The sequence below is a fragment of the Micrococcus sp. iso_26 genome (genome assembly GCF_056172975.1).
In genome coordinates this window covers 321,270-347,102 of sequence record NZ_CM149652.1, presented here as the reverse complement: position 1 = coordinate 347,102, position 25,833 = coordinate 321,270, and the positions used below count along the sequence as shown (strand labels likewise).

The following is a 25,833-nucleotide window of genomic DNA, read 5'->3' as shown; positions in this document are numbered from 1 at the left end:
CGCCGACGTGCTCCGCGGCGGCTCGGACCCCGTGGTCCGGGCCGCCGCGGAGGCGGGCAGGCGCGGGATCAGCCCTCGACGAGCTGGTCGGCCCTGTCCTTGAGCTTGGCGGGGATCTCGACGCCGTAGGCCTCGGCGGCCTGCGGGTTCAGCACGAGCTGCAGGTTGGCCGGGTCGGCGTAGCCCACGGGCAGCTCGGCCGGCTTCGCGCCGTCCTTGAGGATCTTCACAGCCATCTCGCCGGCCTGCTTGCCGTGCGCCGTGTAGTCGATGCCGTACGTGCCCAGGGCGCCGCGCTCGACGGAGTCGATGTCCGCCGAGATGACGGGGATGCGCTGCTCCTTGCCGTAGCCGACCACGGTCTCCAACGCCGAGACGACGGCGTTGTCCGTGGGCACGTAGATGCCGTCCACGCCGGACAGGGACTGCACGCCCTGCTGGACCTCGGACGAGTTGGTGATGGTGGCCTCCTTGACCTCGAGGCCCAGCTCCTTGCCGGCCTCCTTGGCCTGGTCCACCTGGACCTTGGAGTTGGCCTCGCCGGAGTTGTAGACGATGCCGACGGTCGTGGCGTCCGGCTTCACGTCCTTGAGCAGCTGCAGCTGCTCCTTGACCGGGTTGCGGTCCGAGACGCCGGTGACGTTGCCGCCCGGGGCCTCGTCCGAGGCCACGAGCTCAGCGCCCTTCGGGTCGGTGACCGCCATGAACACGACCGGCTTGTCCTTCACGGCCGAGACGGTGCCCTGTGCGGCGGGGGTCGCGATCGCGGCCACGAGGTCCACGTCCCCGTCGTTGGCGAAGGTGGAGGCGATCGAGGTGACGGTGGCCTGCTCGCCCTGGGCGTTCTGCTCCTCGAACGTCACGTCCAGGCCGGCGTCCTTGAACGCCTCCTTGAAGCCCTCGGCCGCGCCGTCGAGCGCCGGGTGGGAGACGAGCTGGTTGATGCCCACGGTGTAGGAGCCGTCGCCGCCGGCGGCGGAGGACGAGCCGGAGCCGCCGGAGCCGGAGTCACCGCACGCCGTGAGCCCGAGGGCGGCGACGGCGAGGGCGGCGGTGAGGGAGAGGGAGCGGTGCTTCATGAGACGGACCTCGTTCTGATGGTGCGGTGCGGGATGCGCTCGCCGACGGGGGCCCGTCGGACACAGTGCAGACACTGTGCGCGGTGACACGCATCACAGGCAAGACGTGCGCGTATCCACGCGACATCCTGCCATGTGATCGACGTCACTGTAGACACTCTGCCCGCGTCGGCGCCGTGTGCGACACCCGCGTCCCCGCCTGGCCGTCATCCCGGGCGGGGGCGCCGTGGAGGTCAGCGCCCGCCGGCGCGCTGCACCGAGATCTCGTACAGGGAGATGCCCACCGCCATCGAGGCGTTGAGGGACTCCATCGTCGAGTCGATCGGGATGGACACGATCTGCTGGCAGTGCTCCCGCACCATGCGGGACAGACCCTTGCCCTCGGCCCCCACCACGAGCACGAGCGGCTCCGTGGCCAGGGCGAGCCCGGGCAGCGAGACGTCCCCGCCGCCGTCGAGGCCCAGCACGAAGTAGCCGGCCTTGTGCAGGTCGACGAGGGTGGTGTTCAGGTTGCCGGCCTGGGCCACGGGCACCCGCGCGGCCGCGCCGGCCGAGGTGCGCCAGGCGGTGGCGGTCACGCCGACGGAGCGGCGCTCGGGCACGATCACGCCGTCCGCGTCGAACGCGGAGCCGGCCCGGATGATGGCGCCGAGGTTGCGGGGGTCGGTGATGCCGTCGAGCGCGATCAGCAGCGGCGGGGTCCGCAGGTGCCCCTTCTCGTGCTTCGCGAGCGCGTCGAGGGCCAGGGCCGTGGCGTCCGCGTACTCATAGGGCGGGATCTGCAGCACGATGCCCTGGTGCACGGCCTCGCCGGAGAGGCGGTCCAGCTCCGGCTTGGTGTTCTCCAGGACCGGCACGCCCTGCTCGAGGCAGAGGCGCAGGGCCTCCTTGACGCGGTCGTCCATCTCGATGCGCACGGCCACGTGCAGCGCCTTGGCCGGGATGCCCGCGCGCAGCGCCTCGAGCACGGGATTGCGACCGGAGACCGTCTCATCCGTGAGCTTCACGCGGCCGCGGACCTGGTCCTTCACGGGACCGCGCTTGGCGGCCGAGCGCTCGGCCAGCTGCTTGGCGCGGTGCGCCTTGTGGTAGACCCGGTCCTCGGCCTTGGGGGTGGGTCCGCGGCCCTCGAGCGCCTTGCGACCGTGGCCGCCGGTGCCCTTCATGGGGCCCTTCTTGCCCTTGGGCTTGCGGGATCCGCCGGAGCGGGGTGCGGTGGACATGGCGGGACTCCTGCGGGCCGGGGACGGGGGCGGCGGCACGCGGGGCGCCGCCGGATCGCCCTCCAGTCTAGGTGTCAGTCCGCCAGGCGCCATGTGGCGCCGTCGGCGCCGTCCTCCACCACGACGCCGGCCGCGGCCAACGCGTCGCGGATGCGGTCCGCGGTGGCCCAGTCCTTGTCCGCGCGGGCCTGCGCCCGCGCCTCGATCTGCGACCGGACGAGCGAGTCGAGGGCGTCCGACACCGGGCCGGCCGCGGCGTCGTCGCCCTCGGGCACGTCGTCCAGGCCCAGCACCGCGGTCATGGCCTCCACCTCGGCCAGGCGGGCGGCCGCGGCGTCGAGGTCCTGCCCGGCCAGCGCCGAGTTGCCGGCGCGCACGGCCTCGTGCAGGGCCGCGAGCGCCTGGGGCACGTTGAGGTCGTCCTCCATGGCGGCGCGGAAGGCGGCGGGCACGCGGTCCGCGAGCGCCCCGTCGGGGGCGGGCGGGACGGCACCCGCGGCCCGGGCGCGGGCCGTGAAGCCCTCGATGCGCTCGACGGCGGCCTCGGCCTCGTCGAGGGCGCCGGGCCGGTAGTCGAGCTGGGAGCGGTAGTGGGCCTGCCCCAGGAAGTAGCGCACCGCCGTCGGGCGGGCCATGCCGAGCATCTCCTCGGGGGAGATCGTGTTGCCCACGGACTTGGACATCTTCTCGCCGCCGTAGGTGACGAGCCCGTTGTGCAGCCAGAAGCGGGCGAAGCCGTCACCGGCGGCCGCCGACTGGGCCAGCTCGTTCTCGTGGTGCGGGAACCGCAGGTCCAGGCCGCCGCCGTGGATGTCGAACTCGGCGCCGAGGTACTTCGTGGACATGGCCGAGCACTCCAGGTGCCATCCGGGGCGGCCGGCGCCCCAGGGCGACTCCCACACGGCGGTGGCGGGCTCGCCGGGCTTGGCGCCCTTCCACAGGGCGAAGTCGCGGGGGTCGCGCTTGCCGCGCGGGTCGGCGTCGGGGGCGTCCTGCATGTCCTCGACGCGCTGGCGGGTGAGCTCGCCGTAGCGCTCCCAGGACCGGACGTCGAAGTAGACGTCGCCCGAGCCGTCCTGCGCGGGGTAGGCGTGGCCGCGCTCCATCAGGCGCTCGATGAGCGCGAACATCTCGGGCACGTGGCCGGTGGCGCGCGGCTCATAGGTGGGACGGCGGACGCCGAGGGCGAGGTAGGCGGCGTCGAACGCCTTCTCGAACCGGTAGGCCAGGGCCCACCACGGCTCGCGGGCCGGGTAGAGGTCCGAGGCCTCGAAGCCGGCCTCGTGGGAGGCGGCCGAGCGGTCGAGGATCTTGTCGTCGATGTCCGTCACGTTCCGCACCGAGGTGACGCGCAGCCCGGTGGCCTCGAGCCAGCGGATGAGGATGTCGAACACGATCGCGCTGCGCACGTGGCCCACGTGCGGCATGCCCTGCACCGTGGCCCCGCAGTAGTACACCGACGCCTCGCCGGGCACGAGGGGCTCGAAGTCCCGGATCTGCGCGGTGCGGGTGTCGTAGAAGCGCTGGGCCATGGGGGCGCGGTCCTTCCGGAGGGGCGGGGTCCTGACGGGGCTCTGCCAGCCTAGTCGGTGCGCCGACGCGGGCTCAGGCCGCGGGGACGACGAGCGCGGTCGCGATCCCCACCAGCCCCTCCCTGCGCCCGATGAAGCCCAGCCGGTCCGTCGTGGCGGCGGAGACGGACACGGGGGCCCCGCCGAGGGCGGCGGACAGGGCGGCCTCCATCTCCGCGCGGCGCGTGCCCACCTTGGGCCGGGGTGCGACCACCTGGACCGCCACGTTCCCGACGGCGACGCCCGCCTCCGTCAGCAGGCGCAGCACCTCGCGGAGCATGTCCGCGCCGGAGGCGTCCGCCATCTCGGGCCGGTCGACGCCGAACACGGCCCCGAGATCGCCGAGGCCGGCGGCGGAGAGCAGGGCGTTGCACGCCGCGTGGGCGGCCACGTCCCCGTCCGAGGTCGCGGCCACCCCCCGCTCGCCGGGCCAGTGGATGCCGCCGAGCCACAGGGGCCGGGGGGCATCCTCGGGTGCCCACGCGTGCACGTCGGTGCCGATCCCCACGCGCGGCAGGGGGGCGGCCGCGACGGCGGGGCGGGTGGGCTGGCGCATGGAGGCCCCCTGGGGGGCGCGGCGGGCGAGCTCGAGGCGGGCGAGGTCGAGGTCGGCGGGGGCGGTGACCTTGAACGCGGCCGGGTCGCCGGGCACCACCACGACCTCGTGCCCCGCGGCCTCCATGACCATCGCATCGTCGGTGAGCGCCGCGGCGTCGAGCGTGGGGTCCGTGCGCACGGCCTCGTGGGCCGCCAGCAGGGTGTCCAGGTCGAAGCCCTGCGGCGTCTGGATCGCGCGCAGTCCGGCGCGGGCCGGCGTGGCCGCGACGACGTCGACGCCGCCCCGTCCGGGGGTGACCTGCTTGACGGTGTCCGTCAGCGGCAGGCCCGGGACCGCGGCGACCGCGCCGGTCCCGAGCGCCGCCGTCACGGCCCCGAACACGCTCGGCGGGGTCAGCGCGCGGGCCGCGTCGTGGACGAGGACACAGCGGGGCGCCCCCGCCGGGGCGAGGTCGGCCAGAGCGCCGGAGGCCGCGGCGAGTCCGGCGCGGACCGAGTCCGCGCGCTCGGCGCCGCCGGGCACGCAGTGCACGGGCACGTCCAGGCGCGGGCCGGCGTCGACCTCGGCGGCCACGCGGCCGGCATCGGCCTCCACCGGCGGGGTGAGCACCACGACGGCGTCCAGGGCGAGCCCGGCGGCGCGCGCGGCGGCGACGGACTCCAGGCAGTGGCGCAGGAGGGTGCGGCCGTCCGCGAGGGGGGCGAGGGCCTTGGGCAGCCCGGCGCCGAGGCGGGTGCCGGCGCCGGCGGCAGCGATCACGAGGGCGGTGGGCATGGCCTCATCCTAGGGAGCGCGCCGGTGCCCGTGGCCCGGGACCCCCTCCGGCGGCGCCGGACGGGCCGGGGACGAGACAGGGGAGGGGCCCGCGTCGTGGACGCGGACCCCTCCCCTGCCGTGTGCTGCCCGTCAGCCCTCGAGCACCTTGTCCAGGCGACCCTCGGCCTCCTCCTCGGTGACCTTCTTGGCCAGCGCCAGCTCGGACACGAGCACCTGGCGAGCCTTCGCGAGCATGCGCTTCTCACCGGCGGACAGGCCGCGGTCCTGGTCGCGGCGCCACAGGTCGCGGACGACCTCGGCCACCTTGTTGACGTCGCCACTGGCGAGCTTCTCCAGGTTCGCCTTGTAACGGCGGGACCAGTTGGTCGGCTCCTCCACGTGCTCGGCGCGCAGGACCTCCATGACGTGCTCGAGCCCCTCCGCATCCACGACGTCACGCACGCCGACGAGGTCGACGTTCTCCGCAGGGACCTCGATGGTCAGGTCTCCCTGCGCCACCTTGAGCTTGAGGTACATCTTCTCCTCCCCCTTGATGGTGCGCATCTTGATCTCCTCGATCCGCGCAGCACCGTGATGGGGGTAGACGACGGTCTCTCCGACCTCAAAAACCATGTTGTTGTGCCCCTTTCAGTCGTCTCATTCTATCATGCGGCCTCGTCATGCCGCGCGCGCCGTCACATCTTCGGCCTCCGGATGTGATAGTGGACGACCCGGCGCCACGGGCCGGCCGGCGTCCCGGGATGCGGTAGCCTGACCTGGCAGGACCCCTGCCTCGGGGCTCCTGAGCACGTCATCGCACCTGAGGAGACCTCTGTGAAGAACGCATCCCGGCCCGCCCGGCGCCACCTCGCCGCAGGTGCGCTGGCCGCGGTCGCCCTGCTGGGCGCCACCGGCTGCTCCGCCGTGAGCCCGATCGCCACCGCCATCCAGTACTCCCCCTCGGACGGCATCAACGGCCAGGAGCAGGACTTCCTGAGCTACCGCAACCTCGCCCTCGTCGGCGACGGCGAGTCGGGCCCCGCCCGCCTGATCGGCACCGTGGAGAACACCTCCGGCCAGGATCAGACCTACACCTTCCAGGCCGAGGGCGGCGGCTCCGCGACCCTGAAGGTCCCCGCCGGCGAGAGCCGCAAGCTCGAGGACGAGGCGAACACAACCGTCCTGGAGCGCGAGGGCGTGTGGGTCGGCGAGAACCTGCCCGTGACCGTCTCCGGCAACGGCGGCACCGCCGACCTGGCCGTCCCGCTGCTGAGCGCCACCCAGGAGCAGTACCGTGACCTGCTCCCCGAGGGAGTCGAGCCCTCGGAGGAGGATCTCGTCGGGCACCTCCACGAGGAGACCCACCACTACGGCGAGGAGCACTGACCTCCGCCGGGCCTGCGCCCGGCACGCCACGGCCCCGGCCCCACCGCGAGGTGGAGCCGGGGCCGTCGTCGTCCCGGGTGCAGCGCGCCGGTCAGGCCTCGAACTTGTAGCCCAGGCCGCGCACCGTGACGAGGTAGCGGGGGCTCGAGGGATCGGGCTCGATCTTGGAGCGCAGGCGCTTCACGTGCACGTCGAGGGTCTTGGTGTCCCCCACGTAGTCGGAGCCCCACACGCGGTCGATCAGCTGGCCGCGGGTGAGCACGCGCCCGGCGTTGCGCAGCAGCATCTCCAGCAGCTCGAACTCCTTGAGCGGCAGGGACACCTGCTCGCCGTCCACGGAGACGACGTGCCGCTCGACGTCCATGCGCACGGGGCCGGCGCTGATGGTCGCCGACATCGGCTCCTCCTGGTCCCCCTGACGGCGCAGCACGGCGCGGACGCGGGCCACCAGCTCACGCGAGGAGTACGGCTTGGTCACGTAGTCGTCCGCCCCGAGCTCGAGGCCGACGACCTTGTCGATCTCCGAGTCCTTCGCGGTCAGCATGATCACGGGGACGTTGGAGCGCTGGCGCACCTGACGACACACCTCGGTGCCGGACATCCCCGGGAGCATCAGGTCCAGGAGGATCAGGTCCGCGCTGTCGCGCTCGAAGACGCTCAGCGCCTCGTTGCCGTCGGCGGCGACGGTGACCTCGAACCCCTCCTTCTCCAGGAGGTAGGACAGGGGGTCGCTGAACGACTCCTCGTCCTCCACGATCAGAATGCGGCTCATGCGCTCGTCTCCTTCCGGGTCGGGGGTGCGGCCGAGGCGGTCACCCGGTGACCGCGCCGCTCGGTGACGTGGGCGGCACCCGGCGCGCCGTCGACGGCGACACCGTCCCCCCACTCGGGCAGGCGGATGGTGAAGGTCGACCCGCGGCCCGGCTGGGACCAGAGGGTGACCTCCCCTCCGTGGTTGATGACGACGTGCTTGACGATGCTCAGCCCCAGGCCCGTGCCGCCCGTCTGACGCGACCGCGCCGCGTCCACGCGGTAGAAGCGTTCGAAGACCCGCTCCTGCTCCTCCGGGCTGATGCCGATGCCCTGGTCCGTGACGGTGACCTGGGCGAGCCCGTCCACGGAGCTCAGGCCGATGCCCACCGTGGTGCCCTCCGGGGAGTAGCGCACCGCGTTGTCCACCAGGTTGCGCACCGCGGTCATCAGCTGGTCCTGGTCCCCGTGCACCACCGCGTCCACGCGGCCGCCCACGCGCAGCGCGATGCCGCGGTCCTCGGCGGTCAGGCGCAGGCGGTCCACGGCGTCGGCGACGACGGCGTTGAGGTCCACGGGCCCCCCGTCCTGGACCACGTCCTTGGCCTGCAGCCGGGAGAACTCGATGATGTCCTGCACGAGGGCCGAGAGCCGGCGGGACTCGACGCCCAGGCGTGCGGCGAAGCGACGCACCGCCTCCTCGTCCTCCGCGGCGTCGCCGATGGCCTCGGAGAGCAGGGAGATGGCGCCCACCGGCGTCTTGAGCTCGTGCGAGACGTTGACGACGAAGTCGTGGCGCATGGCCTCGGTGCGGGTCACGTCCGTGCGGTCGTCGGCGAGGATCAGGATGTACTCCTCGTCCAGCGGGGCCACGCGCAGCTCGACGACGAGGCTCGACTGCCCGAGGGGTCCTCGGGGCAGCTCCATGCGGCGCTCGACGATGACGCCGTCGGCCCGCACGGTCCGCGTGAGCTCCCGCAGCTGGTCCTGGACGAGCGAGTGCCCTCGCACGAGGCCCAGGGCGTAGGCCGCGGGGTTCGCGCGCACCACGCCGTCGACGTCGTCCACCACCGCGTACGCGCGGCCGACCACGGAGAGGACCTCGGCGGCGCCCGGGGCGAGGGTGGGTTCGCCGACCGTCAGGTCCACCGTCCGCGAGCGCTCGGACGCCCGGAAGGCCAGCATGGAGGCCACTCCGGTGAACAGTCCGACCGCTCCGCACAGCAGGCCGATGATGACGGGATCCACGGCACCAGACTAGCCTCTGGCGGCCCGGAGACGGGCTGCCCAGGCACCGCCAGACGCCGGACGATCGGCGTTCATGGGCCGTTCATCTTGCCCTGCCAGGGTGGACCGTTGCCCCGGGGAGTCGGGGTCGGCGGCGCACGGGCGTCGCCGGGGAGAGGAGACCATGCGCGAGCTCTACCGGGCCGACCTCGAGCGGCTGGGCCGCGACCTGAGCGAGATCGCCCGCCTCGTGCACCGCGCCATGATGGACGCGCAGGCCGCCCTCGAGGCGGCCGACGTGCACGGCGCCGAACGGGTCATCTCGGAGGACGCGCGGATCGACCAGCTGCAGGAGTCCCTCGACGAGCAGGCCGTGCGCATCCTGGCGCTGCAGGCGCCCGTGGCCACGGACCTGCGCACCGTCGTCGCCACGCTGCGGATGAGCTCCTCGCTCGAGCGCATGGGCGACCTCGCCCGCCACGTGGCCCAGCTGACCCGGCTGCGCTACCCCGAGCACGTCATCCCGGAACAGGTCCGGACCGTGATCACCGCGATGTGCGACGCCGCCGTGGAGGTGGCCGAGGAGGTCGTCCTGCTGCTCGAGCCCCAGGACCTGGCGCACGGGGACCGGATCGACGCCCTCAACGAGGACGTCAACGCGCTGCACCTGTCCGTCTTCCGCGCGATCGCCGCCCCGGACTGGAGCGCGACGCCGGCCACCACCACGGACGTCACGCTGGCCTCGCGCTACCTCGAGCGGTTCACGGACCACGGCCTGTCCGTGGCCGCCAAGGTGCGCTACCTCGTCACGGGCGAGTGGGCGACCCACCGCCCGGACGCCACCGGCTCCTGACCGTCCCCGACGCCACGGGCCGGGCCCCCGGCGGGGTCCCGGCCCGTCGTCGTCGGACGCGTCAGTGCGCGGAGCCCTGGGCGGCCACGGCGGCGGCGCCGGCGGCGGCGGCCTCCGGGTCGAGGTAGCGGCCGTTCGCGGTGATCGGCTTGAAGTTCTGGTCCAGCTCGTAGACCAGCGGGATGCCCGTCGGGATGTTCAGGCCCGCGATGTCCTCGTCCGAGATGCCGTCCAGGTGCTTGACCAGGGCGCGCAGCGAGTTGCCGTGCGCGGCGATCAGCACGGTCTTGCCGGCCTTGAGGTCGGGCAGGATCTGCTCCTCCCAGTAGGGCAGCAGGCGGTCGATGACCTGCTTGAGGGCCTCGGTGCGGGGGGCGTCCTTGCCCAGGTCCGCGTAGCGCTCGTCGCCGATCTGGGAGAACTCGGAGTCGTCGTCCAGGGCGGGCGGCGGGGTGTCGAAGGACCGGCGCCAGACCATGAACTGCTCCTCGCCGAACTCCTCCTTCACCTGGGCCTTGTCCTTGCCCTGCAGGGCGCCGTAGTGGCGCTCGTTCAGGCGCCAGCTGCGCTTGACCGGGATCCACTGGCGGTCCGCGGCCTCGAGGGCCAGGTTGGCCGTGGTGATGGCGCGCTTGAGCAGGGACGTGTGGACCACGTCCGGGCGGATGCCCTCCGCCTCCAGCAGCTCACCGCCGCGGGCGGCCTCGGCGCGCCCCTTCTCGGTCAGCGGGACGTCCACCCAGCCGGTGAACAGGTTCTTCTCGTTCCATTCGCTCTGACCGTGCCGCAGCAGGACCAGCGTGTACGTGGTGTTCGCCATGTCACCATCCTAGGCGGACCCGTCCCGCCGCTCCCCTACGCTGGAGCCCATGGTGGAGAAGGCCCGGCGGCTGCGCGCGCGCACGACGCCCGGCCCAGTCCCGGCACGGGGCCCGCAGGGCCACATCACCCGCGGCACGACGGCGGCGCAGCGGATGCGCCGGGTGGACCGCTGGCTCACGGACGTGCACGGCCCCCTGCTGCGGCGCACTCCCCGCCCGCTGGCCGTGGACCTGGGCTTCGGCGCGGAGCCGGTGACCGCCGTCGAGATGGCCCAGCGGCTGCGCGTGCAGAACCCGGCCCTCGAGCTGGTGGGCCTCGAGATCGACCCCGCTCGGGTGGCCCGGGCCCGGGAGCGGGCCGGCGACCTGCCGGGGGTCACCTGGGCGGTCGGCGGCTTCGAGCTGCCCGTGCCGCGGCCGCCCACCGTGGTGCGCGCGTTCAACGTGCTGCGCCAGTACCGGGAGGAGGACGTGCCCGCGATCTGGTCCCTGCTGTGCGCGGGGCTCGCCGACGACGGCGTCCTCGTGGAGGGCACCTGCTCCGAGGACGGCCGGCGGGCGGCCTGGGTGGACCTGCGTCGGGACGGGCCCGCGAGCCTGACCGTGGCCCTCCGGCTGGGGTCCTTCGCCCGCCCCTCGGACGTGGCGGCGCGCCTGCCGAAGGTCCTCATCCACCGGCACGTACCCGGCGAGCCCGTCCATCGGCTCCTGGCGGAGGCCGACGCCGCGTGGGCCGCGCACGCCCCGCTCGCGGCCTACGGGACGCGGCAGCGGTGGCTGGCGACGGTCGGCACGCTCCGCGCGGCGGGCTGGCCCGTGCTGGGCGGCCCGCACCAGTGGCGGCGCGGGGAGCTGAGCGTGCGCTGGGCGGCGGTGGCGCCGTCGTCATGAGGGCGGCGCCGACGGCGCGGGACCCTCAGCGGCGCAGGGCCGGGCCCATGTCCTGGCGGGGGCCGGCGAGGTAGACGCACGCCACGCACGCGGCCACGAGGCCGAACATGCCCATCCCGCCGCCGGCGAGCACGCCGAGGAGCCCGACGACGGCGGCGACGCCGGTGAGGATCAGCCAGAAGCTCCTGTCCCGGCCCCCGATGCGGGCGAAGTCGTCGGGGCGGCGCCGGACGACGTCCACCAGCGCCCAGACCTCGAGCCCGAGCGCGGCGATCGCCAGGACGCGGAACAGCCAGTGGTCGACGAGCAGGGCGAAGTGCATGGGGGCGCTCATGCCGGTCAGTCTAGGCGGTCGGCCCGGACGGGTTCCCTCCCCGTCCGGGGCGGCGTCTAGGCTCGAGGCGTGAGCACCCAGACCGAGCATCGCGGCCTGTTCGTCGCCGTCGAGGGACCGGACGGATCCGGCAAGTCCACCCAGGCCCGCGCCCTGACCGAGGCCCTGCGCGCCGCGGGCCACGAGGTGGTGCTCACGCGCGAGCCCGGCGGCTCGGACCTGGGCGAGACGCTGCGGGAGCTGCTGCTGGACCCCGGGCACGCCCCCGTGGACCCCCGCACCGAGGCGCTGCTGTTCGCCGCGGCCCGGTCCGCCCACGCCGTCCGCACGCTGCGCCCCGCGCTGGCCCGGGGCGCCGTCGTCGTCACGGACCGGTATGTGGACTCGTCCGTGGCCTACCAGGGCGCGGCGCGCGGGCTGGGCGAGGCGCGGATCGCCGCCCTGAACGAGTGGGCCACGGACGGCCTCGTCCCCGATCTGACGGTGCTGATCGACGTGGACGCGGCCACCGCCGCGGACCGGCGTGACCGGCGCGCGGCGGAGGGCGAGGGCACCCCCGACCGCATGGAGCGGGAGACGGCGGACCGGCACGAGGCCCTGCGCGCCGCCTTCCTCGCGCGCGCGGCGGCCGCGCCCGAGCGGTACCTCGTGCTCGACGGCGCGCTGCCGCCGCAGGAGCTCACCGCCCGCGCGCTGGCCCGCGTCACCGCCCAGGCGGCCGACCGATGACGGCCCCCGCCCCCGCCGTGTTCGCGGACCTCGCGGGCCAGGAGGCCGCGGTGGCCCAGCTGCGCCGCGCCGCGGCCGAGGACCGTCCCACCCACGCCTGGATGTTCACGGGCCCGCCCGGCTCCGGCCGGTCGACGGCGGCGCGTGCGTTCGCCGCGGCCCTGCAGTGCGAGGTCGCGGACCCGGCGGCGCGCGGCTGCGGCGAGTGCCACGCGTGCCGCACCGTCCTCGGCGGCACCCACCCGGACGTGACCGTGCTGGCCACCGAGGCGGTGAGCTATCGGATCGAGGACGTCCGCGCCCTCGTGGAGGCCGGCCAGTCCACCCCCGCCACCGGGCGCTGGCGGATCTTCCTCATGGAGGACGCGGACCGCATGACGGAGCGCGCCACGAACGTGCTGCTCAAGGCCATCGAGGAGCCGCCGGCCCGCACGATCTGGATGCTGTGCGCCCCGTCCCCCGCGGACGTGCTCCCCACCGTCCGCTCCCGCTGCCGGCTGATCACGCTGAGCATCCCCGCCGTGGAGCAGGTGGCGGAGCTGCTGCACCGCCGCGACGGGCTGGACCGCGAGACGGCGCTCACCACCGCCCGGATCTCCCAGTCGCACGTGGGCATGGCCCGCCGCCTCGCGCGGGACCCGGAGGCCCTCGAACGCCGCGAGCGCATCCTCTCCCTGCCGCTCCAGGCCACCGCCGTCTCCGACGCGATGGCCCTGGCCGCCACGTTGGCCGAGGTGTCCAAGGCCGAGGCCGAGTCCGCCGCCGAAGCCCGGGACGCCGAGGAGCTCGAGGCACTGCGCCGCTCCCTGGGCCTCGAGCCCGGCGAGCCCGTCCCGCCCAAGCTCCGCCACCACGTCAAACGGCTCGAGGAGGACCAGACCCGCCGGCGGCGCCGCGCCGTCCGAGACTCGCTGGACCGGGCCATGATCGACGTCATGGGCCTGTTCCGGGACGTGCTGCGCGTGCAGCTGGGGGCCGACGGCGAGCTCATCAACGAGCACCGTCGGGACGAGATCGAGGCGTACGCCCGCGGCACCGCCGGCGACTCGGCCGAGGTGCTCGCCCGGATCGACGCCGTCACCACGGCCCGCGAGCGCATCGCCGCCAACGTGCCGGAGCAGCTGGCCCTCGAAGCCATGATGCTGGCCCTGCTGCCCCGCCGGGTGCGCACCCCGCGACGTCGCTGAGCGGCCGCGCCGGGTGGACCGGCGCCGGCTCAGCGGGTGCGGACCACCAGGTCCGGCACGTCGGCCAGGCCCGGCACCACCCGGTCCGAGCCCGCCGCCAGCAGGACGTGGTCCGCGTCGCGACCCGTGCGCACGCCGACCACGAGTCCGGCCCCGGCGCGGCGCCCGGCCGTCATGTCCTCCGCGGTGTCCCCGACCACGAGGACGCTGCGGACGTCCTCCAGGTCGAGACCGAGCAGGGCGGTGAGGATCATGTCCGGGTAGGGGACGCCGCGGCCGGCGTCGTCCGGGGAGAGGCTGAGATCCGCCAGGCCCATCCACCCCAGCGACTCGAGGATCATGTTCTGGGTGTGGCGGGCGTAGCCGGTGCACAGGCACACGTGGAGGCCGAGGGCGCGCAGGCGGATGAGCGCCTCCTCCGCGCCCGGCACGGCCCGGACGCCGTGCTCAGCCAGCAGCGCGTCGAAGGTCGCCTCGAACGTGCGGGTCGCCGCCGCGGCCACCGCCCGGTCGGCGAACACGCGGGGGAAAACGGCCGTGCGCGAGGTGGGCCGGAGCGCGCGGAACCGCCGCGCGGCGTCGTCGTGCTCCGGCGTGCCCGCCGGGACGCCGTGCTGGTCCAACGAGCGGGCGAACGCCGTGTCCTGGAGCCCGTGCTCCACGATGGACGTGCCGGACATGTCCACCACGGCCAGGCGGAGGGGCACGGCCGACGAAGCCGCGGCGGGGGGTGCCGGGGTGCGAGGGGCGTGGGGCAGGCTCATGCGTCTCCCGTCGACGGTGTGTGCCCACCAGGGAACCGTCCTCGTCTGGCCACGGCATGGCCTGGGGGTGAACGCCCGCGGAAGGGGCGGGCCACACTCGGTGGCCCGCGCACCCGGCCGCGCGGTGGAATCGGGGCCGCGAAACCGGTATGCTCGTCAGCCGTGGCCGTTCACGGTCGCGTGCCTCCTTAGCTCAGCTGGCCAGAGCAGCTCCCTCGTAAAGAGCAGGTCGCCGGTTCGAATCCGGCAGGGGGCTCCCCCGGACCCCGCCGCGTGACCACGCGGCGGGGTCCTCTCGTCTCCGGGCCGGCCCTCCGGGGCGCGCCGCCGTCAGAGCCCGGCTCCCAGCTCCTCCGCCCGGTCCAGGTGGCCGAGGGTGCGTTCGGCGTGCCGGCCGACCGACTCCGCCGAGCCCTGGCCGAGCCGGTACAGGGCGAGGGCCTGGGCGGTGGCGGCCAGCTCGTGTGCGGCGCGGGAGAGCTCACGGTGGACGTCGGCGGCCTCGGCCGGGATGTGCTCGCCGTCGCCCTCGTGGTCCCGGTGCAGGCGGACGCACAGGGCACGGACCGCGGGGAGCCGTTCCGTGAGGACGTTGCCGGCGTGGACCACGCCGTTGCGCTCCTCGTGGCTCAGCACGTCCGTGCCCCGCTGGCCCTCCAGCACCTGCCAGTAGCGGTCCAGGGCCCGGCCGAGGCGGTCGTGGGCACGGCGCCACAGCCCTGTGCCGAGCTCGCGGTCGTCGGCACGCTCCTGACGGAAGCGTGCGAAGGGCCCCCTCATGCGCGGTCGCCGGACGGCCGGCGCGCGTCGGCGGGGTCGGTGACGAGCACGACCTTGCCCGTGCGGGTGGCGGAGTCGAACCAGTCGAACGCCTCGGCGGCCTCGGCGAGCGGGAAGCACGCCCCGACGCTCGCGTCGATGCGGCCCGCCGCCACCAGGGGCCACACGGCACGTTCGGCCGCGGCCACGATCCCGGCCTTGTCCACGACCGAGCGGGAGCGGAGCGTCGCCCCCGTGAGCCAGCCGCGCTTGACCACCAGCTTCATGATGTTGAAGTCCTCCGGGACGGCGCCGCCCTGGACCGCGAGCGTCACGATGCGTCCCTCGGGGGCGAGCGCGGACACGTTGGGCGCCAGGTACGGGGCGCCGACGACGTCGAGGATGACGTCCGCGCCGTGGCCGTCCGTGACCTCCTTGACCCACGGGGCGAAGGCACCGGACTCGGCGGCGCGGTGGTCGAACATGTGCTCGGCGCCCAGCCGCCGGCCGAGCGCCACCTTCTCCGGGCCGCCGGCGGTGCCCAGCACCCGTGCACCGAGCGCGGCGAGGAACTGGACGGCGAAGGAGCCGATGCCGCCGGTGGCGCCGTGCACGAGCACCCGGTCCCCGGCCTGGACGCCTGCCCGGCCCACGAGCGCCGAGTGCACCGTGCAGGCGACCTCCGGCAGGGCCGCCGCCTCGACGAGGCCGACGCCGTCGGGGACGGCCATGAGCTGGCCCGCCGGCACGGCGACGTACTCGGCGAAGCCGCCGCCGGCCAGGAGCGCGCACACCCGGTCACCGACGGCGAAGCGCCCCTCACCCGGCATCCCGGCCTCGGGTCCCAGCGCCGCCACGGTGCCGGAGACCTCGAGCCCGGGGATCTCGGAGGCGCCGCGCGGCGGCGGGTAGCGGCCCTCGCGCTGCGCGATGTCCGCGCGGTTGAGACCCGCGGCGGCCACGTGCACCAGCACCTCGCCCGGGCCGGGGTCCGGCACGGGCTCGTGGCCCACGCGGACGACGCCGTTGTCGCCGGCGCCGGTGAATCGCACGGCGCGCATCTGTGCGGGGACGTCCATGGGGGTCTCCTCCTCTGGTCGGGGGTCGAGGGTCCATCCTCGCGCGCGGGGGGCCGGACTCGCCACCGGTCGCCCGCCGGGCCACGGGCTAGAGTGGGTCCTCGACGCGGCGGCCCACGCCGTCGCGGTCAGGCCCGGGATGGTTGTCCGAGCGGCCGAAGGAGCCGGTCTTGAAAACCGGTGTGCGGTGACCCCGTGCCGAGGGTTCGAATCCCTCACCATCCGCGTGCACACGACGAGAGGCGGCGGGCCGGACGGCCCGCCGCCTCTCGTTCACCTGGGGGCCACCTGGATGTGATGGACTCCGCGCGTCACCCCGCCGTCCACCGGCGGCGCACCTCTGTCATCACGCATCCCGGGGAGAGCCATGCCCAGCCTGTTCCGCCGCCGTGCCGTCACCACGGCCGCCTGCACCGTCCTCGTCCTCGCGCCCGCGAGCGCGGCGCCCGCCCTGGCCGTGGAGACGGCCGCCGCGGACGAGACCACCATCTCGATCCTGTCCTTCAACGACTTCCACGGCGCGCTGTCCGCGGACTACATCGGCACGCAGTTCGCGGACACCGTGGAGGACTACCGCACCGCGTTCGAGGCCGAGCACGGCGCCGGCTCCACGCTGCTGACCAGCGCCGGCGACCTGATCGGCGGCTCGAAGTCCGTGTCCAACGTGCAGCAGGACAACCCGACGATCGACGTGATGAACGCGCTCGGCCTGGCCTCGCTGACCGCCGGCAACCACGAGTTCGACAAGGGCCTGGACGACCTGCAGGGCCGCGTGGAGTCCCGGGCCCAGTTCCCGGTGCTCTCCGCCAACCTGGTGGACCCGACGAGCAAGGAGCCCGTCCTCACCTCGCACGCCGTCTTCGACGTCAACGGCGTGCGCGTCGCGGTCATCGGCGCCTCCCCCAACGAGCTGTACGCGACCACCACCGGCGCGGGACTGAAGGGCAACGAGGTCCTCGACGAGGTCGCCGCCGTGAACGCGGTCGCGGACGAGCTGGAGGCCCAGGACGCCGCCGACGTGATCGTGGCCTCGTACCACGACGGCGCCGCCGGGGCGGGCGAGCTGGCCGCCGAGCGGGCGGCCCGGGCCGAGTTCGACCGCATCGTCGGCGAGACCTCCTCCGCCGTGGACGTCATCTTCAACGCCCACACCCACCAGCTCTACCAGTACGACACCACGGCCGGCGGCGCCCACCGCCCCGTGATCCAGGCGGGCGCCTCCGGCAGCCACCTGGCCGCCGTCGAGCTGACCGTGGGCGCCGACGGCGAGGTCACCGGGCTCACCCCGCGCCTGCTGGCCCGGTCCACGCAGGCCCCCGCCGAGGCCGCCGCGGAATCCCCCGTCACCGCCCAGGTGTACGCGATCGAGCAGGAGGCCGTCGCGGTCTTCGAGGACCTGCAGGGCGAGGTCGTGGCCGACCTGTCCGCCTCCATCACCACCGACTACCAGAAGCTCATCGACGCCGGCGGCTCCTGGAAGGCCGGCGGCACGCGCGCCGCCGAGACCACCCTGGGCACCTGGGTGGGCGACGCCGTCAAGCACGCCGCCGAGCAGGCGAACCCCGAGGTGGACCTCGGCGTGACCAACCCCGGCGGCCTGCGCTCCGAGCTGCTGACGGACCGCTTCACCGACGGCGGCGCGTTCCCGGCCAAGCCGGCCGACCTCGTCGGTCGCCTCACCCTGGGCGAGCTGCTCGACATGGCGCCGTTCGGCAACACCATCACCTACTTCGACATCCCGGGCTCCTCCATCAAGCTGGCCCTCGAGGAGAACTGGCGGAACGACGTGCGCAAGTTCACCCTCGGCTGGTCCGAGGAGCTGACCTGGACCTACGACGAGTCCCGCCCGCAGGGGGACAAGGTGACCGGCGTGTGGATCGACGGCGAGCCGCTCCAGGCGGACCGCATGTACACGGTGGCCAGCCAGTCGTTCCTGGCCGACGACACCTGGACGACGCTCGGGGACCCGACCAAGGCCCCCGACGGCTACACCGCCTTCGCGACCGGCCGCCAGAACTTCGTGAACATGGGCCTGTTGGACTCCCAGGCGATCACGGACTACGCCCGCGCCCAGGACGCGGCCCACGGCGCCGTCGCCCCGGACTTCGGCAAGAACGGCGTGCCGGTCACCGACGCCCCCGCCTCGGTCGAGGCCGGGCAGGCCGTCGGCCTGACCCTCGGGGACCTCGTGGTGGACTCCGACGGCGCCCCCGCGGCGACCGCGGTCGACGTCGCCTTCCGCACGGCCGACGGCACCGAGACCGCCCTGGGCACCGTGGCCGTCCCCGCGGGCTCCGAGACCGTCACGCTCTCCGGGATCACCGCCCCCGCCGCGGCGGGCACGGGCGAGCTCGTGATGACCGTGCGCTACGCCGACGGCAGCACGACCGTGGTGCGCCATGCCCTCGAGGTCACCGCGGCCCCGTCCCCCACCGAGCCGGAGCAGCCCGCCCCGACCCACCCGGGCAAGGGTCATGGCAAGGGCCATGACAAGGGCGCCGACCACCCGGGCAAGGGCCGCGTGAAGGGCGAGGACCACCCGGGCAAGGGCCGCGGCGTGCAGCGCGGCGCCGCCACGCACCCCGTCTTCTCCGCCCATGCCTGGCTGACCGCCGCGGGCCTGCCGCGCTGACCCATCGAGAACGAGACCGAGGACGACATGACCCCCCTGCCCCGCTTCGCCGCGCGCACCGCGGTGACCACCGCCGCCCTGGCCCTGCTCGCCCCCGCCGTGGCCCTGCCCTCCCAGGCCAGCCCGGCCGGCGACTCCCTCGTCATCAACGAGGCATACACCAACGGCGGCTCCGCGAACGCCGTGTACACCCACAAGTTCGTGGAGCTCTACAACCCCACCGACCAGCCGATCAACCTCGACGGCTGGTCCCTGCAGTACCGCTCCGCCGCCGGCACGGCCGCGACCCAGGGCACGGTCGCGCTGTCCGGCACGGTGCACGCGAAGGGCCACTTCCTGGTCTCCGGCGGCTCCAACGGCACCGCGGGCGCGGCCCTGCCGCAGGCAGACCTCGTGGCCGGCGGGGCGTTCAACCCCGCGGGCACCAAGGGCACGATCGTGCTCGCGCGCCAGGCGGGCACCGTGACGGACCTGCCGGTCGGCTCCGTGGTGACCGGCCAGGTGCCGGGCGTCGCGGACGTGCTCGGCTACGGAGCCACGAACACCTTCGAAACAGCGGCTGCCGGCGCCCCCTCGGCCAACTCGGACCCGAAGTCCCTCACCCGCACGAACGGCGTGGACACGGACGACAACAGCGCCGACTTCACCGTCACCGACCAGGTCACCCCGACCAACGCCGCCGCCACCGGCGGCGAGCCGACCCCGGAGCCCGAGCCGCAGCCGACCCCGGCCGAGCGGATCACCATCGCCCAGCTCCAGGGCACCGGCACGGCCACCCCGTACGCCGGGCGCCAGGTGACCACCACCGGCGTCGTCACCGCCGTGTACTCCACGGGCGGCTACGACGGCTACTACATCCAGACCGCCGGCACCGGCGGCGACACCCCCGACGCCACCCCGGGCGCCTCCGACGGCGTGTTCGTGTACTCGCCGGACACGGTCGGCTCCGTGACGCTCGGCGACCACGTCCAGGTCACGGGCGAAGCGGCCGAGCACTACGGCCTCACGCAGATCAAGGTCGCCGCCGGCGGCGTGCTGCCGGTCGCCGAGCCCGGCGCCGTGGCCCCCACGCCGGTGGAGTTCCCGCTGGAGGAGGCCGACCGTGAGGCGCTCGAGGGCATGGTCCTCGCCCCGCAGGGCGACTGGACGGTCACGGACAACTACTCCCTCAACCAGTACGGCTCCCTCGGCATCGTCCCCGGCACCACGCCGCTGGACAACCCGACGTCCGTGGCTCGGCCCGGCGCCGAGGCCCAGGCCGTCGCGGCCGCCAACGCGCAGCAGCTGATCGTGCTCGACGACGGGGCCACCACGAACTTCATGCGCTCGCCGGGCAACCAGAACCCGTTGCCGTACCTGGACGCAGACCAGCCGGTGCGCGTGGGCGCGGGCCTGGAGTTCACCACCGGAGTCATCCTCGACTGGCGCTTCGACGCGTGGTCCTTCCAGCCGCTGGGCCACCTCACCGACGCCACGGCGGCCGCCGTCCAGCCCGTGACGATCGAGGACACCCGCCCGGCCGAGGCCGCCCCCGAGGCGGTCGGCGGCAACGTCACCGTCGGCAGCTTCAACGTGCTCAACTACTTCACGACCCTGGGTCAGGACGTGGCCGGCTGCAGCGCCTACCGCGACCGCGCCGGCACCCCCGTCACCACGAACGGCTGCCTGCCGCGCGGCGCCTACACCTCCGAGGCGTTCGCCCGCCAGCAGGAGAAGATCGCGGCCGCGATCAACGGCCTCGGCACCTCGGTGGTCGCGCTCGAGGAGATCGAGAACTCCGAGAAGTTCGGCCTCGACCGGGACCACGCGCTGGCCCACCTCGTGGAGGCCCTCAACGCGCAGGCCGGCGAGCAGCGCTGGGCCTACGTGGCCTCCCCGGCCACCCGTCCCGCGCTCGCGGACGAGGACGTCATCCGCTCCGCGTTCATCTACCAGCCGGCCGAGGTCACCCCGGTGGGCGAGTCGGTGATCCTGGACGACCAGACGAACTTCGACAACGCCCGCGAGCCGATGGCCCAGCTGTTCCGCGCCGCCGACGGCACGTCCGAGGGGGCGGCCGGCACCGACTTCGTGGCGATCACCAACCACTTCAAGTCCAAGGGCGGCTCGGGTGCGACCGGGGACAACGTGGACGCGGGCGACGGCCAGGGCGCGTACAACGCGGACCGCGTGGGCCAGGCCGAGGCCCTCGTGGCCTTCGCCGAGCGCATGAAGGCCGAGACCGGCACCGACCGCGTCCTGCTGATGGGCGACTTCAACGCCTACGAGAAGGAGGACCCGATCCGCGTGCTCGAGGCGGCCGGGTACCTCTCGCAGGGCGCGCTCACGGGCGAGTACTCGTACGCGTTCGGCGGCGCCGTCGGCAGCCTGGACGGGATCTACGCCTCGCCGTCGGCGGCGACGGCGATCACCGGCCAGGACATCTGGATGATCAACGCGAACGAATCCGTGGCACTGGAGTACTCGCGCCACAACTACGTGGCCGAGGACCTGTACTCCGCGGACCAGTGGCGGTCCTCGGACCACAACCCGATCCTGGTGGGCCTCCAGCTCGACGCGCCCGTGACCGAGCCGACCCCGGAGCCGGAGCCCTCCCCGGGCGAGACCTGCGACGGCGTGACCGATCCGCGCGGCGTGCCGGGCAAGCCCGCGAACTCCGTGCGCGAGTGGCTGCGCTGCGTCGGCGCGACCCCGGGTCACGGCGGCGACCACCCGGGCAAGGGCCACGGCCCGGAGCACCCCGGCAAGGGCCGCGGGCCGGTCCGTCCCTGACGGGACGCGGGGCGCCGCACCCGGCATGACGACGGCGGGGCCGTCCGGGATCCACCCGGGCGGCCCCGCCGTCGTCGTGGGGGCTCAGCCGGCGAGCACGGCCGCCGCGGCGGCGTCGGCGTCGGCGAGGAAGAGGGCTCGTCCGGCCGGATCGGCCCCGGCCTCGGCCGCGATCGCGGTGCCCCACTGCACGCCCGAGAGCTGCAGGCCCAGCACGAACACGTCCGCGTGGGCCGTGCCGTCCGCGGCCCGCAGCCGGTACGGGCGGGCCGTGACGTCGAAGCCGGTGGCGGGCACGCGCACGCCCTCCTCGTCCTCCCACGTCCCGGCCGCGGCGACGCCGTCCGCCAGCATCTGACGGACCAGCGGGGAGGCGGCGGCCTGCACGCGGTTGGGCGGCATCATCGCCTCCACCAGCCAGGCCCCCTCGACGACGGCGGGCCCCAGCGAGTCCTGCGCTCCCACCTGGGGGCTGTGGGCGGTGAACCCGTGGTCCTCGGCCTCGACCACGGGCGCGGGGCCGGCCCAGGTGAGCAGGCCGGCCCGGTGCACCGCCAGCATCTGCTCGACGCGCCACAGGGGCGGGCCGGAGGCGAGGCCCTCGACCAGCGGCTCGAACCAGCCCTGGACGTCCCGGATGCGGGAGGCCTCGGCGATCCGACCCTCGGCGATCCACGCCTTGATCCGCAGTCGGCCGGCATGGAGCGCGCCGACGGCCATCATGAACGGGGACTCCTCCCCGAGGGCGGCCTCCACGCAGGCCTGCTCCATGAGGTCCGCGACGGCCCGCTGATAGTCCTCATGGGAGGCGAACACGGCGTCCTCGAACGGGGATCCATAGGCCAGGATGTCCAGGAAGCGGCGGCCGGGGGCGTACCGCTGGAGGAGCTCCTCGGCGTGCGCGGAGGTCACGGGGGCGCCGCGGCCGGCCTCCTCGAGCTGGCCGACGAGCTCCCCGAGGAATCGGCGCGCCTCGACGGGGCCGCCGAGGATCTCGGGCTGGGCCCGGACGAGCGTGGCGTAGTAGTGCCGGACCACGTCGCGGTGCAGCAGCGGCCAGAGGTGCTCGGCGAGGTCCAGGGCCCCGTGCCGGGCGGCGAGGGCGTCCACGGCGGCGTCGGAGAGGTAGCTGAGGGTGACGCCGCGGGGCACGAAGGCGTCCACCTCGGCCTTGGGCAGGTACGGGATGCCGCGGCGGGACATCAGGTGCAGGCGCGGCTCGTCCCCCGACGGCTCGTACCGCAGGGCCCGGCCGGGTCCGTCGCCGGTGCGGCGGTACACCCCGCCCCGGCCCTGGGTGAGCTGGGCCAGCAGGTCGAACGCGTTCAGGCCCATGCCCCGCACGAGGACGTCCGCCCCGGCCTCCACGGTCTCCCAGTCCACGTCCGAGGGGATCTGCGGGCCCTGGTAGTGCAGCTCGTCCCTGCCCCGCGCGGCGGCGGCCATCCGGTTCTGGCCGGGGCTGAGCTCCGCCGGCTGATGGCCCAGGCAGAGCACGACGGCGTCCGCGTCGAGCGCGGAGACCGCACCGTCGGCGTCCCGCAGCTCCAGGCGGGCGCCGCCGTCGGGCCGGGGGTGCAGGGCGGTGGCCTCCGCGCGGTGCTCGACGACCTCGACGACCTCGGGGCGGGCGCGCAGCCCCGCGACGACGTCCTTGTACAGGTGCCGGAGGTAGCGCCCGTAGACCGCTCGGGCCGGGTACTGGTGGCGGCGCACGCCGAGGCTGGCCTCCGGGTGCACGCGACGCCACTGGTCGAAGGTCTGCGCGGCGGTGGAGGGGCGCAGACCGGGGTTGTCGGCGGCGCACGCGGTCGGGAAGAACGCGGGGGTGTTCATGAGGTACAGCTCGGACTGGTCCGTGCGCCACACCCGCCCTGGCCCGGGCGGATAGGGGTCCACGACGTCGATGCGCAGCCGCCGGGGGTGTGCGTCCGGGGCCGCGCCCTCGAGTCGGGCGAGGATCCGCTCCAGCAGCATGACGCCGCGGGGGCCGGCTCCCACCACTGCGAGGCGGCGCTCGGCCACCAGGGGCTCGGACATGGGGCCTCCACTCTCCTCGGGATCGTTTTCACGCCTGCGGCGCGCGTATTCCACACAATATCGGTGGCCGTCAAGGGTCGCGGACCGCATGCGCCACACTCCCACCGATCCCCCAGGATCCACAGCAGGCCCGGACGAAGAATCCGCGGAATCATGCGGATCACACCGAGATTCTGGGAGAAGTCTGGGAATTGGGAATCTGGGGGGCCGATGGTTGACGCCACTCGGGCCCATGGGGAATTGTGAATGAGCGTAAGGCAACAAAACACCAATTCAGAAGGAGAATTCCTCATGGACCGCAACGCTCTCGACCAGCTGCAGAACTCCACCGTCTTCGCCACCGACGGCGACAAGATCGGCTCCGTCGGTCAGGTCTACCTCGACGACGTCACCAACGAGCCCACCTTCGTCACGGTGAAGACCGGCCTGTTCGGCGCCCGCGAGACCTTCGTGCCGCTGCAGCAGGCCCAGACCACCGCCGACGGCATCACGGTGCCCTTCGAGAAGTCCTTCGTGAAGGACGCCCCGAACGTGGACGCGGACGGCTCGCTGACCCCCGAGGAGGAGCAGCGCATCTACGAGTACTACTCCATGGAGTACTCCGCCGCGGATCACGACGGCGACGTGCGTCGTGACGACGTGCGCACCGACGCCGGCGCCGCCGGCGTGGCCGGCACCGCGGGTGTGGCCGGCGTGGCCGACCGCCGCGACGAGGCCGTCGTGGACGGCGACCGCCGCGACGTGACCGACCGTGACCGCCGCGACGTGACCGACGCCGACTCCGTCGTCGTCAAGGACGAGCACCTGAACGTCGGCACCGAGCGCCGCGCCTCCGGCCGCGTCCGTCTGCGCAAGCAGGCCTACACCACCACCGAGACCGTCGAGGTGCCCGTCACCCGCGAGGAGGTCGTGGTGGAGCGCGAGTCCGTCGACCCGAACTCCGCCGAGGCCCGCACCGCCGGCCGCGACGGCGACGTCGAGGTCACCACCTACGAGGAGACCCCGGTCGTCAACAAGACCGTGGACGCCGAGAAGGTCTCCCTGGGCAAGCGCCAGGTGCAGGACACCGAGACGGTGACCGAGGAGGTCCGCCACGAGGACGTCAAGGTCGACGGCGACGCCACCGATCGCGACCTCGACGGCCGCAACGACCGCAAGGATCGCATCTGATCTGAACGGACGCGTCGGCCTCAGGCCGGACGGCTGACAGATCACGCGGGGCCCCGGATCCATGGATCCGGGGCCCCGCTCGTGCGCGATGGTGATCCGTCCGTGAGCACGCCGCTCCTTTGCCCTGCCCTGGCCTGGCGCGCTAAACTGAACCGGTCTGACCGCGCGTCGCCCCGTGCGAGGCGCGCCGGATGGAGGAGACGTGCCAGAGCGGCCGAATGGACTTCACTGCTAATGAAGGGCTCGACGAAAGTTGGGCCGGGGGTTCAAATCCCCCCGTCTCCGCCAGAGAGGGCCGGAATCCACGCGATTCCGGCCCTCTTCGCGTCTGTACGCGGGGACCTGACATACCGACCGGCTGGTGACTAGCCCTCCCCGCGGCGCTCGCGCATGCGGCGCAGCAGCTCGTACGCCTCCGGGACGGAGAGCTCCGAGTGGCTGGACAGCTGGACGGCGGCGGACTCGAGGTTGCCGTCCCGCACCATGGCGGAGAGCTGGTCGCGCAGCCACGGCGGCAGGTCCTGCGAGGAGAGGCGGACGGAGTCCGTCCCCCGCATCACCTCGACCTCGAAGGGGAGCTCCTCCTCGGCGGAGGCGGCGGTCCACTCGGCCGGGACGGTCAGGGTGGTCAGCTCATCGGCGGGCGTCGCCGTCGGACGCGGCGCAGCTGAGGCGTGGTCGGTGTCCTGCTGGGCGTCGTCCTCGGCCACAGCGTCAGAGGTCTCGCGTTCGGTCGTCTGGGCGTCCGGCTCCCTCCGCCCGCTCAAATCCTGTCCGGGCCGCTTCGGCCCGGGGGTCTCGGCCGGGACCGCGTCGTCCCGGTGGGGCTCTCCATGGTCGTCGGGAACGGGCCCCGCGACTCCGGCGGACGTGGCGTCCGGTTCCTGCACCGGCTCGGAGTAGACCTGCGGATGCACGGCGAGGGACTGCACGTCCATGACGGCGTCCTTCAGGCCGCGTCCCGTGTGGGCGCGGTAGTCGCGCACGGCCTCCATCACGCGGCTCTGGGCGATGTGCCCGTACACGCGCCGATGGGCGTCCTCGTCCAGCAGCCCCGCCGCCAGACGCGCCCGCTCCGGTCCGATGTCCAGCCCGCGACCGGACGGCGTGCGCTGATCCGCCGCCTGACGCGCTCGACCGGCCGACATCCACCGGGCGGCGGCGAACGCGAGGGCGCCGATGACGACCACCGCGAGGACAGGGACGAGATATTCCATGCCTCCAGTCTAGGTGTGGCCCGCGAGGGCCATG

The 25,833-nt window shown here is 74.1% G+C and carries 22 protein-coding genes and 3 tRNA genes; 11 read left to right on the top strand and 14 right to left on the bottom strand.

The window, feature by feature from the left end; all coding sequences use genetic code 11:
- Window positions 1-68: 68 nt before the first annotated feature.
- The 5 genes from AC0VX0_RS01610 to AC0VX0_RS01590 form a co-directional block, all read right to left on the bottom strand.
- Window positions 69-1,079 carry an ABC transporter substrate-binding protein gene (locus tag AC0VX0_RS01610; RefSeq protein WP_101966084.1) on the bottom strand — a complete coding sequence of 337 codons (1,011 nt, stop codon included), beginning with the start codon at window positions 1,077-1,079 and terminating at the stop codon, window positions 69-71.
- Window positions 1,080-1,312: 233 nt separating this feature from the next.
- On the bottom strand, window positions 1,313-2,302 hold the full coding sequence (rlmB, locus tag AC0VX0_RS01605) for a 23S rRNA (guanosine(2251)-2'-O)-methyltransferase RlmB (protein ID WP_036382443.1): 990 nt from the start codon (window positions 2,300-2,302) through the stop codon (window positions 1,313-1,315).
- A 74-nt stretch (window positions 2,303-2,376) separates the two neighbouring features.
- Window positions 2,377-3,834: a cysteine--tRNA ligase gene (gene cysS / locus AC0VX0_RS01600; RefSeq protein WP_060973913.1), complete on the bottom strand. Its 1,458-nt coding sequence runs from the start codon at window positions 3,832-3,834 to the stop codon at window positions 2,377-2,379.
- 73 nt (window positions 3,835-3,907) lie between these two features.
- Complete coding sequence (gene ispF / locus AC0VX0_RS01595; protein WP_101966085.1) at window positions 3,908-5,206, bottom strand: 2-C-methyl-D-erythritol 2,4-cyclodiphosphate synthase; 1,299 nt, start codon at window positions 5,204-5,206, stop codon at window positions 3,908-3,910.
- Between the two features lie 132 nt (window positions 5,207-5,338).
- Window positions 5,339-5,821: a CarD family transcriptional regulator gene (locus tag AC0VX0_RS01590; protein WP_036384689.1), complete on the bottom strand. Its 483-nt coding sequence runs from the start codon at window positions 5,819-5,821 to the stop codon at window positions 5,339-5,341.
- 201 nt (window positions 5,822-6,022) lie between these two features.
- Between AC0VX0_RS01590 and AC0VX0_RS01585 the strand changes: the two genes are divergently transcribed.
- Complete coding sequence (locus AC0VX0_RS01585) at window positions 6,023-6,574, top strand: hypothetical protein (RefSeq protein WP_036384688.1); 552 nt, start codon at window positions 6,023-6,025, stop codon at window positions 6,572-6,574.
- Window positions 6,575-6,665: 91 nt separating this feature from the next.
- On the opposite strand, the gene AC0VX0_RS01580 is transcribed toward AC0VX0_RS01585, so the two are convergent.
- Together AC0VX0_RS01580 and AC0VX0_RS01575 are read right to left on the bottom strand one after the other, a co-directional pair.
- Window positions 6,666-7,346, bottom strand: a complete 681-nt coding sequence (locus AC0VX0_RS01580; protein ID WP_041104721.1) for a response regulator transcription factor — start codon at window positions 7,344-7,346, stop codon at window positions 6,666-6,668.
- Window positions 7,343-8,572, bottom strand: coding sequence for a sensor histidine kinase (locus AC0VX0_RS01575; RefSeq protein WP_036384686.1), 1,230 nt, complete (start codon window positions 8,570-8,572; stop codon window positions 7,343-7,345). Before AC0VX0_RS01575 ends, AC0VX0_RS01580 begins: the two co-directional genes overlap by 4 nt.
- Before the next feature lie 163 nt (window positions 8,573-8,735).
- On the opposite strand from AC0VX0_RS01575, the gene phoU reads away from it, so the two are divergent.
- A complete protein-coding gene (phoU, locus tag AC0VX0_RS01570; protein ID WP_101966086.1) occupies window positions 8,736-9,404 on the top strand; it encodes a phosphate signaling complex protein PhoU in 669 nt (222 codons plus the stop codon).
- A 61-nt stretch (window positions 9,405-9,465) separates the two neighbouring features.
- On the opposite strand, the gene AC0VX0_RS01565 is transcribed toward phoU, so the two are convergent.
- Window positions 9,466-10,224, bottom strand: coding sequence for a phosphoglyceromutase (locus tag AC0VX0_RS01565; RefSeq protein WP_063189350.1), 759 nt, complete (start codon window positions 10,222-10,224; stop codon window positions 9,466-9,468).
- 49 nt (window positions 10,225-10,273) lie between these two features.
- On the opposite strand from AC0VX0_RS01565, the gene AC0VX0_RS01560 reads away from it, so the two are divergent.
- On the top strand, window positions 10,274-11,116 hold the full coding sequence (locus tag AC0VX0_RS01560; RefSeq protein WP_101966087.1) for an SAM-dependent methyltransferase: 843 nt from the start codon (window positions 10,274-10,276) through the stop codon (window positions 11,114-11,116).
- A gap of 25 nt (window positions 11,117-11,141) precedes the next feature.
- Here the strand turns inward: AC0VX0_RS01560 and AC0VX0_RS01555 are convergent, their stop codons facing one another.
- Window positions 11,142-11,438, bottom strand: a complete 297-nt coding sequence (locus tag AC0VX0_RS01555; protein WP_036384680.1) for a DUF2516 family protein — start codon at window positions 11,436-11,438, stop codon at window positions 11,142-11,144.
- Window positions 11,439-11,519: 81 nt separating this feature from the next.
- Here AC0VX0_RS01555 and tmk point away from each other — a divergent pair, with 81 nt between their 5' ends.
- Together tmk and AC0VX0_RS01545 are read left to right on the top strand one after the other, a co-directional pair.
- A complete protein-coding gene (tmk, locus tag AC0VX0_RS01550; RefSeq protein WP_036316043.1) occupies window positions 11,520-12,179 on the top strand; it encodes a dTMP kinase in 660 nt (219 codons plus the stop codon).
- Window positions 12,176-13,366 (top strand): DNA polymerase III subunit delta', encoded by a 1,191-nt coding sequence (locus AC0VX0_RS01545; RefSeq protein ID WP_036316045.1) that lies wholly within the window; start codon window positions 12,176-12,178, stop codon window positions 13,364-13,366. The genes tmk and AC0VX0_RS01545 overlap by 4 nt, the downstream gene beginning before the upstream one ends.
- 29 nt (window positions 13,367-13,395) lie before the next feature.
- Here AC0VX0_RS01545 and AC0VX0_RS01540 read toward each other — a convergent pair whose 3' ends face one another.
- Window positions 13,396-14,130: an HAD family hydrolase gene (locus tag AC0VX0_RS01540; protein ID WP_036316046.1), complete on the bottom strand. Its 735-nt coding sequence runs from the start codon at window positions 14,128-14,130 to the stop codon at window positions 13,396-13,398.
- A gap of 182 nt (window positions 14,131-14,312) precedes the next feature.
- On the opposite strand from AC0VX0_RS01540, the gene AC0VX0_RS01535 reads away from it, so the two are divergent.
- Window positions 14,313-14,386 (top strand) — tRNA-Thr (locus tag AC0VX0_RS01535).
- Between the two features lie 74 nt (window positions 14,387-14,460).
- Here the strand turns inward: AC0VX0_RS01535 and AC0VX0_RS01530 are convergent.
- Both AC0VX0_RS01530 and AC0VX0_RS01525 read right to left on the bottom strand, forming a co-directional pair.
- The gene (locus AC0VX0_RS01530; protein WP_049145163.1) at window positions 14,461-14,910 is read right to left on the bottom strand and encodes a hypothetical protein; all 450 of its coding nucleotides are present in this window, start codon (window positions 14,908-14,910) and stop codon (window positions 14,461-14,463) included.
- On the bottom strand, window positions 14,907-15,968 hold the full coding sequence (locus AC0VX0_RS01525; protein WP_081097720.1) for an NAD(P)H-quinone oxidoreductase: 1,062 nt from the start codon (window positions 15,966-15,968) through the stop codon (window positions 14,907-14,909). The genes AC0VX0_RS01530 and AC0VX0_RS01525 overlap by 4 nt, the downstream gene beginning before the upstream one ends.
- Window positions 15,969-16,105: 137 nt before the next feature.
- Here AC0VX0_RS01525 and AC0VX0_RS01520 point away from each other — a divergent pair.
- The 3 genes from AC0VX0_RS01520 to AC0VX0_RS01510 all read left to right on the top strand — a co-directional run bounded on the left by AC0VX0_RS01520 (window position 16,106) and on the right by AC0VX0_RS01510 (window position 21,372).
- Window positions 16,106-16,193, top strand: a tRNA-Ser gene (locus AC0VX0_RS01520).
- Window positions 16,194-16,335: 142 nt separating this feature from the next.
- Window positions 16,336-18,600, top strand: coding sequence for a bifunctional metallophosphatase/5'-nucleotidase (locus AC0VX0_RS01515; RefSeq protein WP_101966088.1), 2,265 nt, complete (start codon window positions 16,336-16,338; stop codon window positions 18,598-18,600).
- A gap of 27 nt (window positions 18,601-18,627) precedes the next feature.
- Window positions 18,628-21,372: an ExeM/NucH family extracellular endonuclease gene (locus tag AC0VX0_RS01510; RefSeq protein ID WP_180951256.1), complete on the top strand. Its 2,745-nt coding sequence runs from the start codon at window positions 18,628-18,630 to the stop codon at window positions 21,370-21,372.
- A gap of 84 nt (window positions 21,373-21,456) precedes the next feature.
- On the opposite strand, the gene AC0VX0_RS01505 is transcribed toward AC0VX0_RS01510, so the two are convergent.
- Window positions 21,457-23,412 (bottom strand): FAD/NAD(P)-binding protein, encoded by a 1,956-nt coding sequence (locus AC0VX0_RS01505; RefSeq protein WP_101966089.1) that lies wholly within the window; start codon window positions 23,410-23,412, stop codon window positions 21,457-21,459.
- Window positions 23,413-23,703: 291 nt separating this feature from the next.
- Between AC0VX0_RS01505 and AC0VX0_RS01500 the strand changes: the two genes are divergently transcribed.
- Together AC0VX0_RS01500 and AC0VX0_RS01495 are read left to right on the top strand one after the other, a co-directional pair.
- Complete coding sequence (locus tag AC0VX0_RS01500) at window positions 23,704-24,582, top strand: PRC and DUF2382 domain-containing protein (protein ID WP_049146144.1); 879 nt, start codon at window positions 23,704-23,706, stop codon at window positions 24,580-24,582.
- 196 nt (window positions 24,583-24,778) lie between these two features.
- Window positions 24,779-24,870: transfer RNA gene (locus tag AC0VX0_RS01495), tRNA-Ser, on the top strand.
- A gap of 77 nt (window positions 24,871-24,947) precedes the next feature.
- On the opposite strand, the gene AC0VX0_RS01490 is transcribed toward AC0VX0_RS01495, so the two are convergent.
- Window positions 24,948-25,799 carry a hypothetical protein gene (locus AC0VX0_RS01490; RefSeq protein ID WP_475451783.1) on the bottom strand — a complete coding sequence of 284 codons (852 nt, stop codon included), beginning with the start codon at window positions 25,797-25,799 and terminating at the stop codon, window positions 24,948-24,950.
- Window positions 25,800-25,833 lie beyond the last annotated feature (34 nt).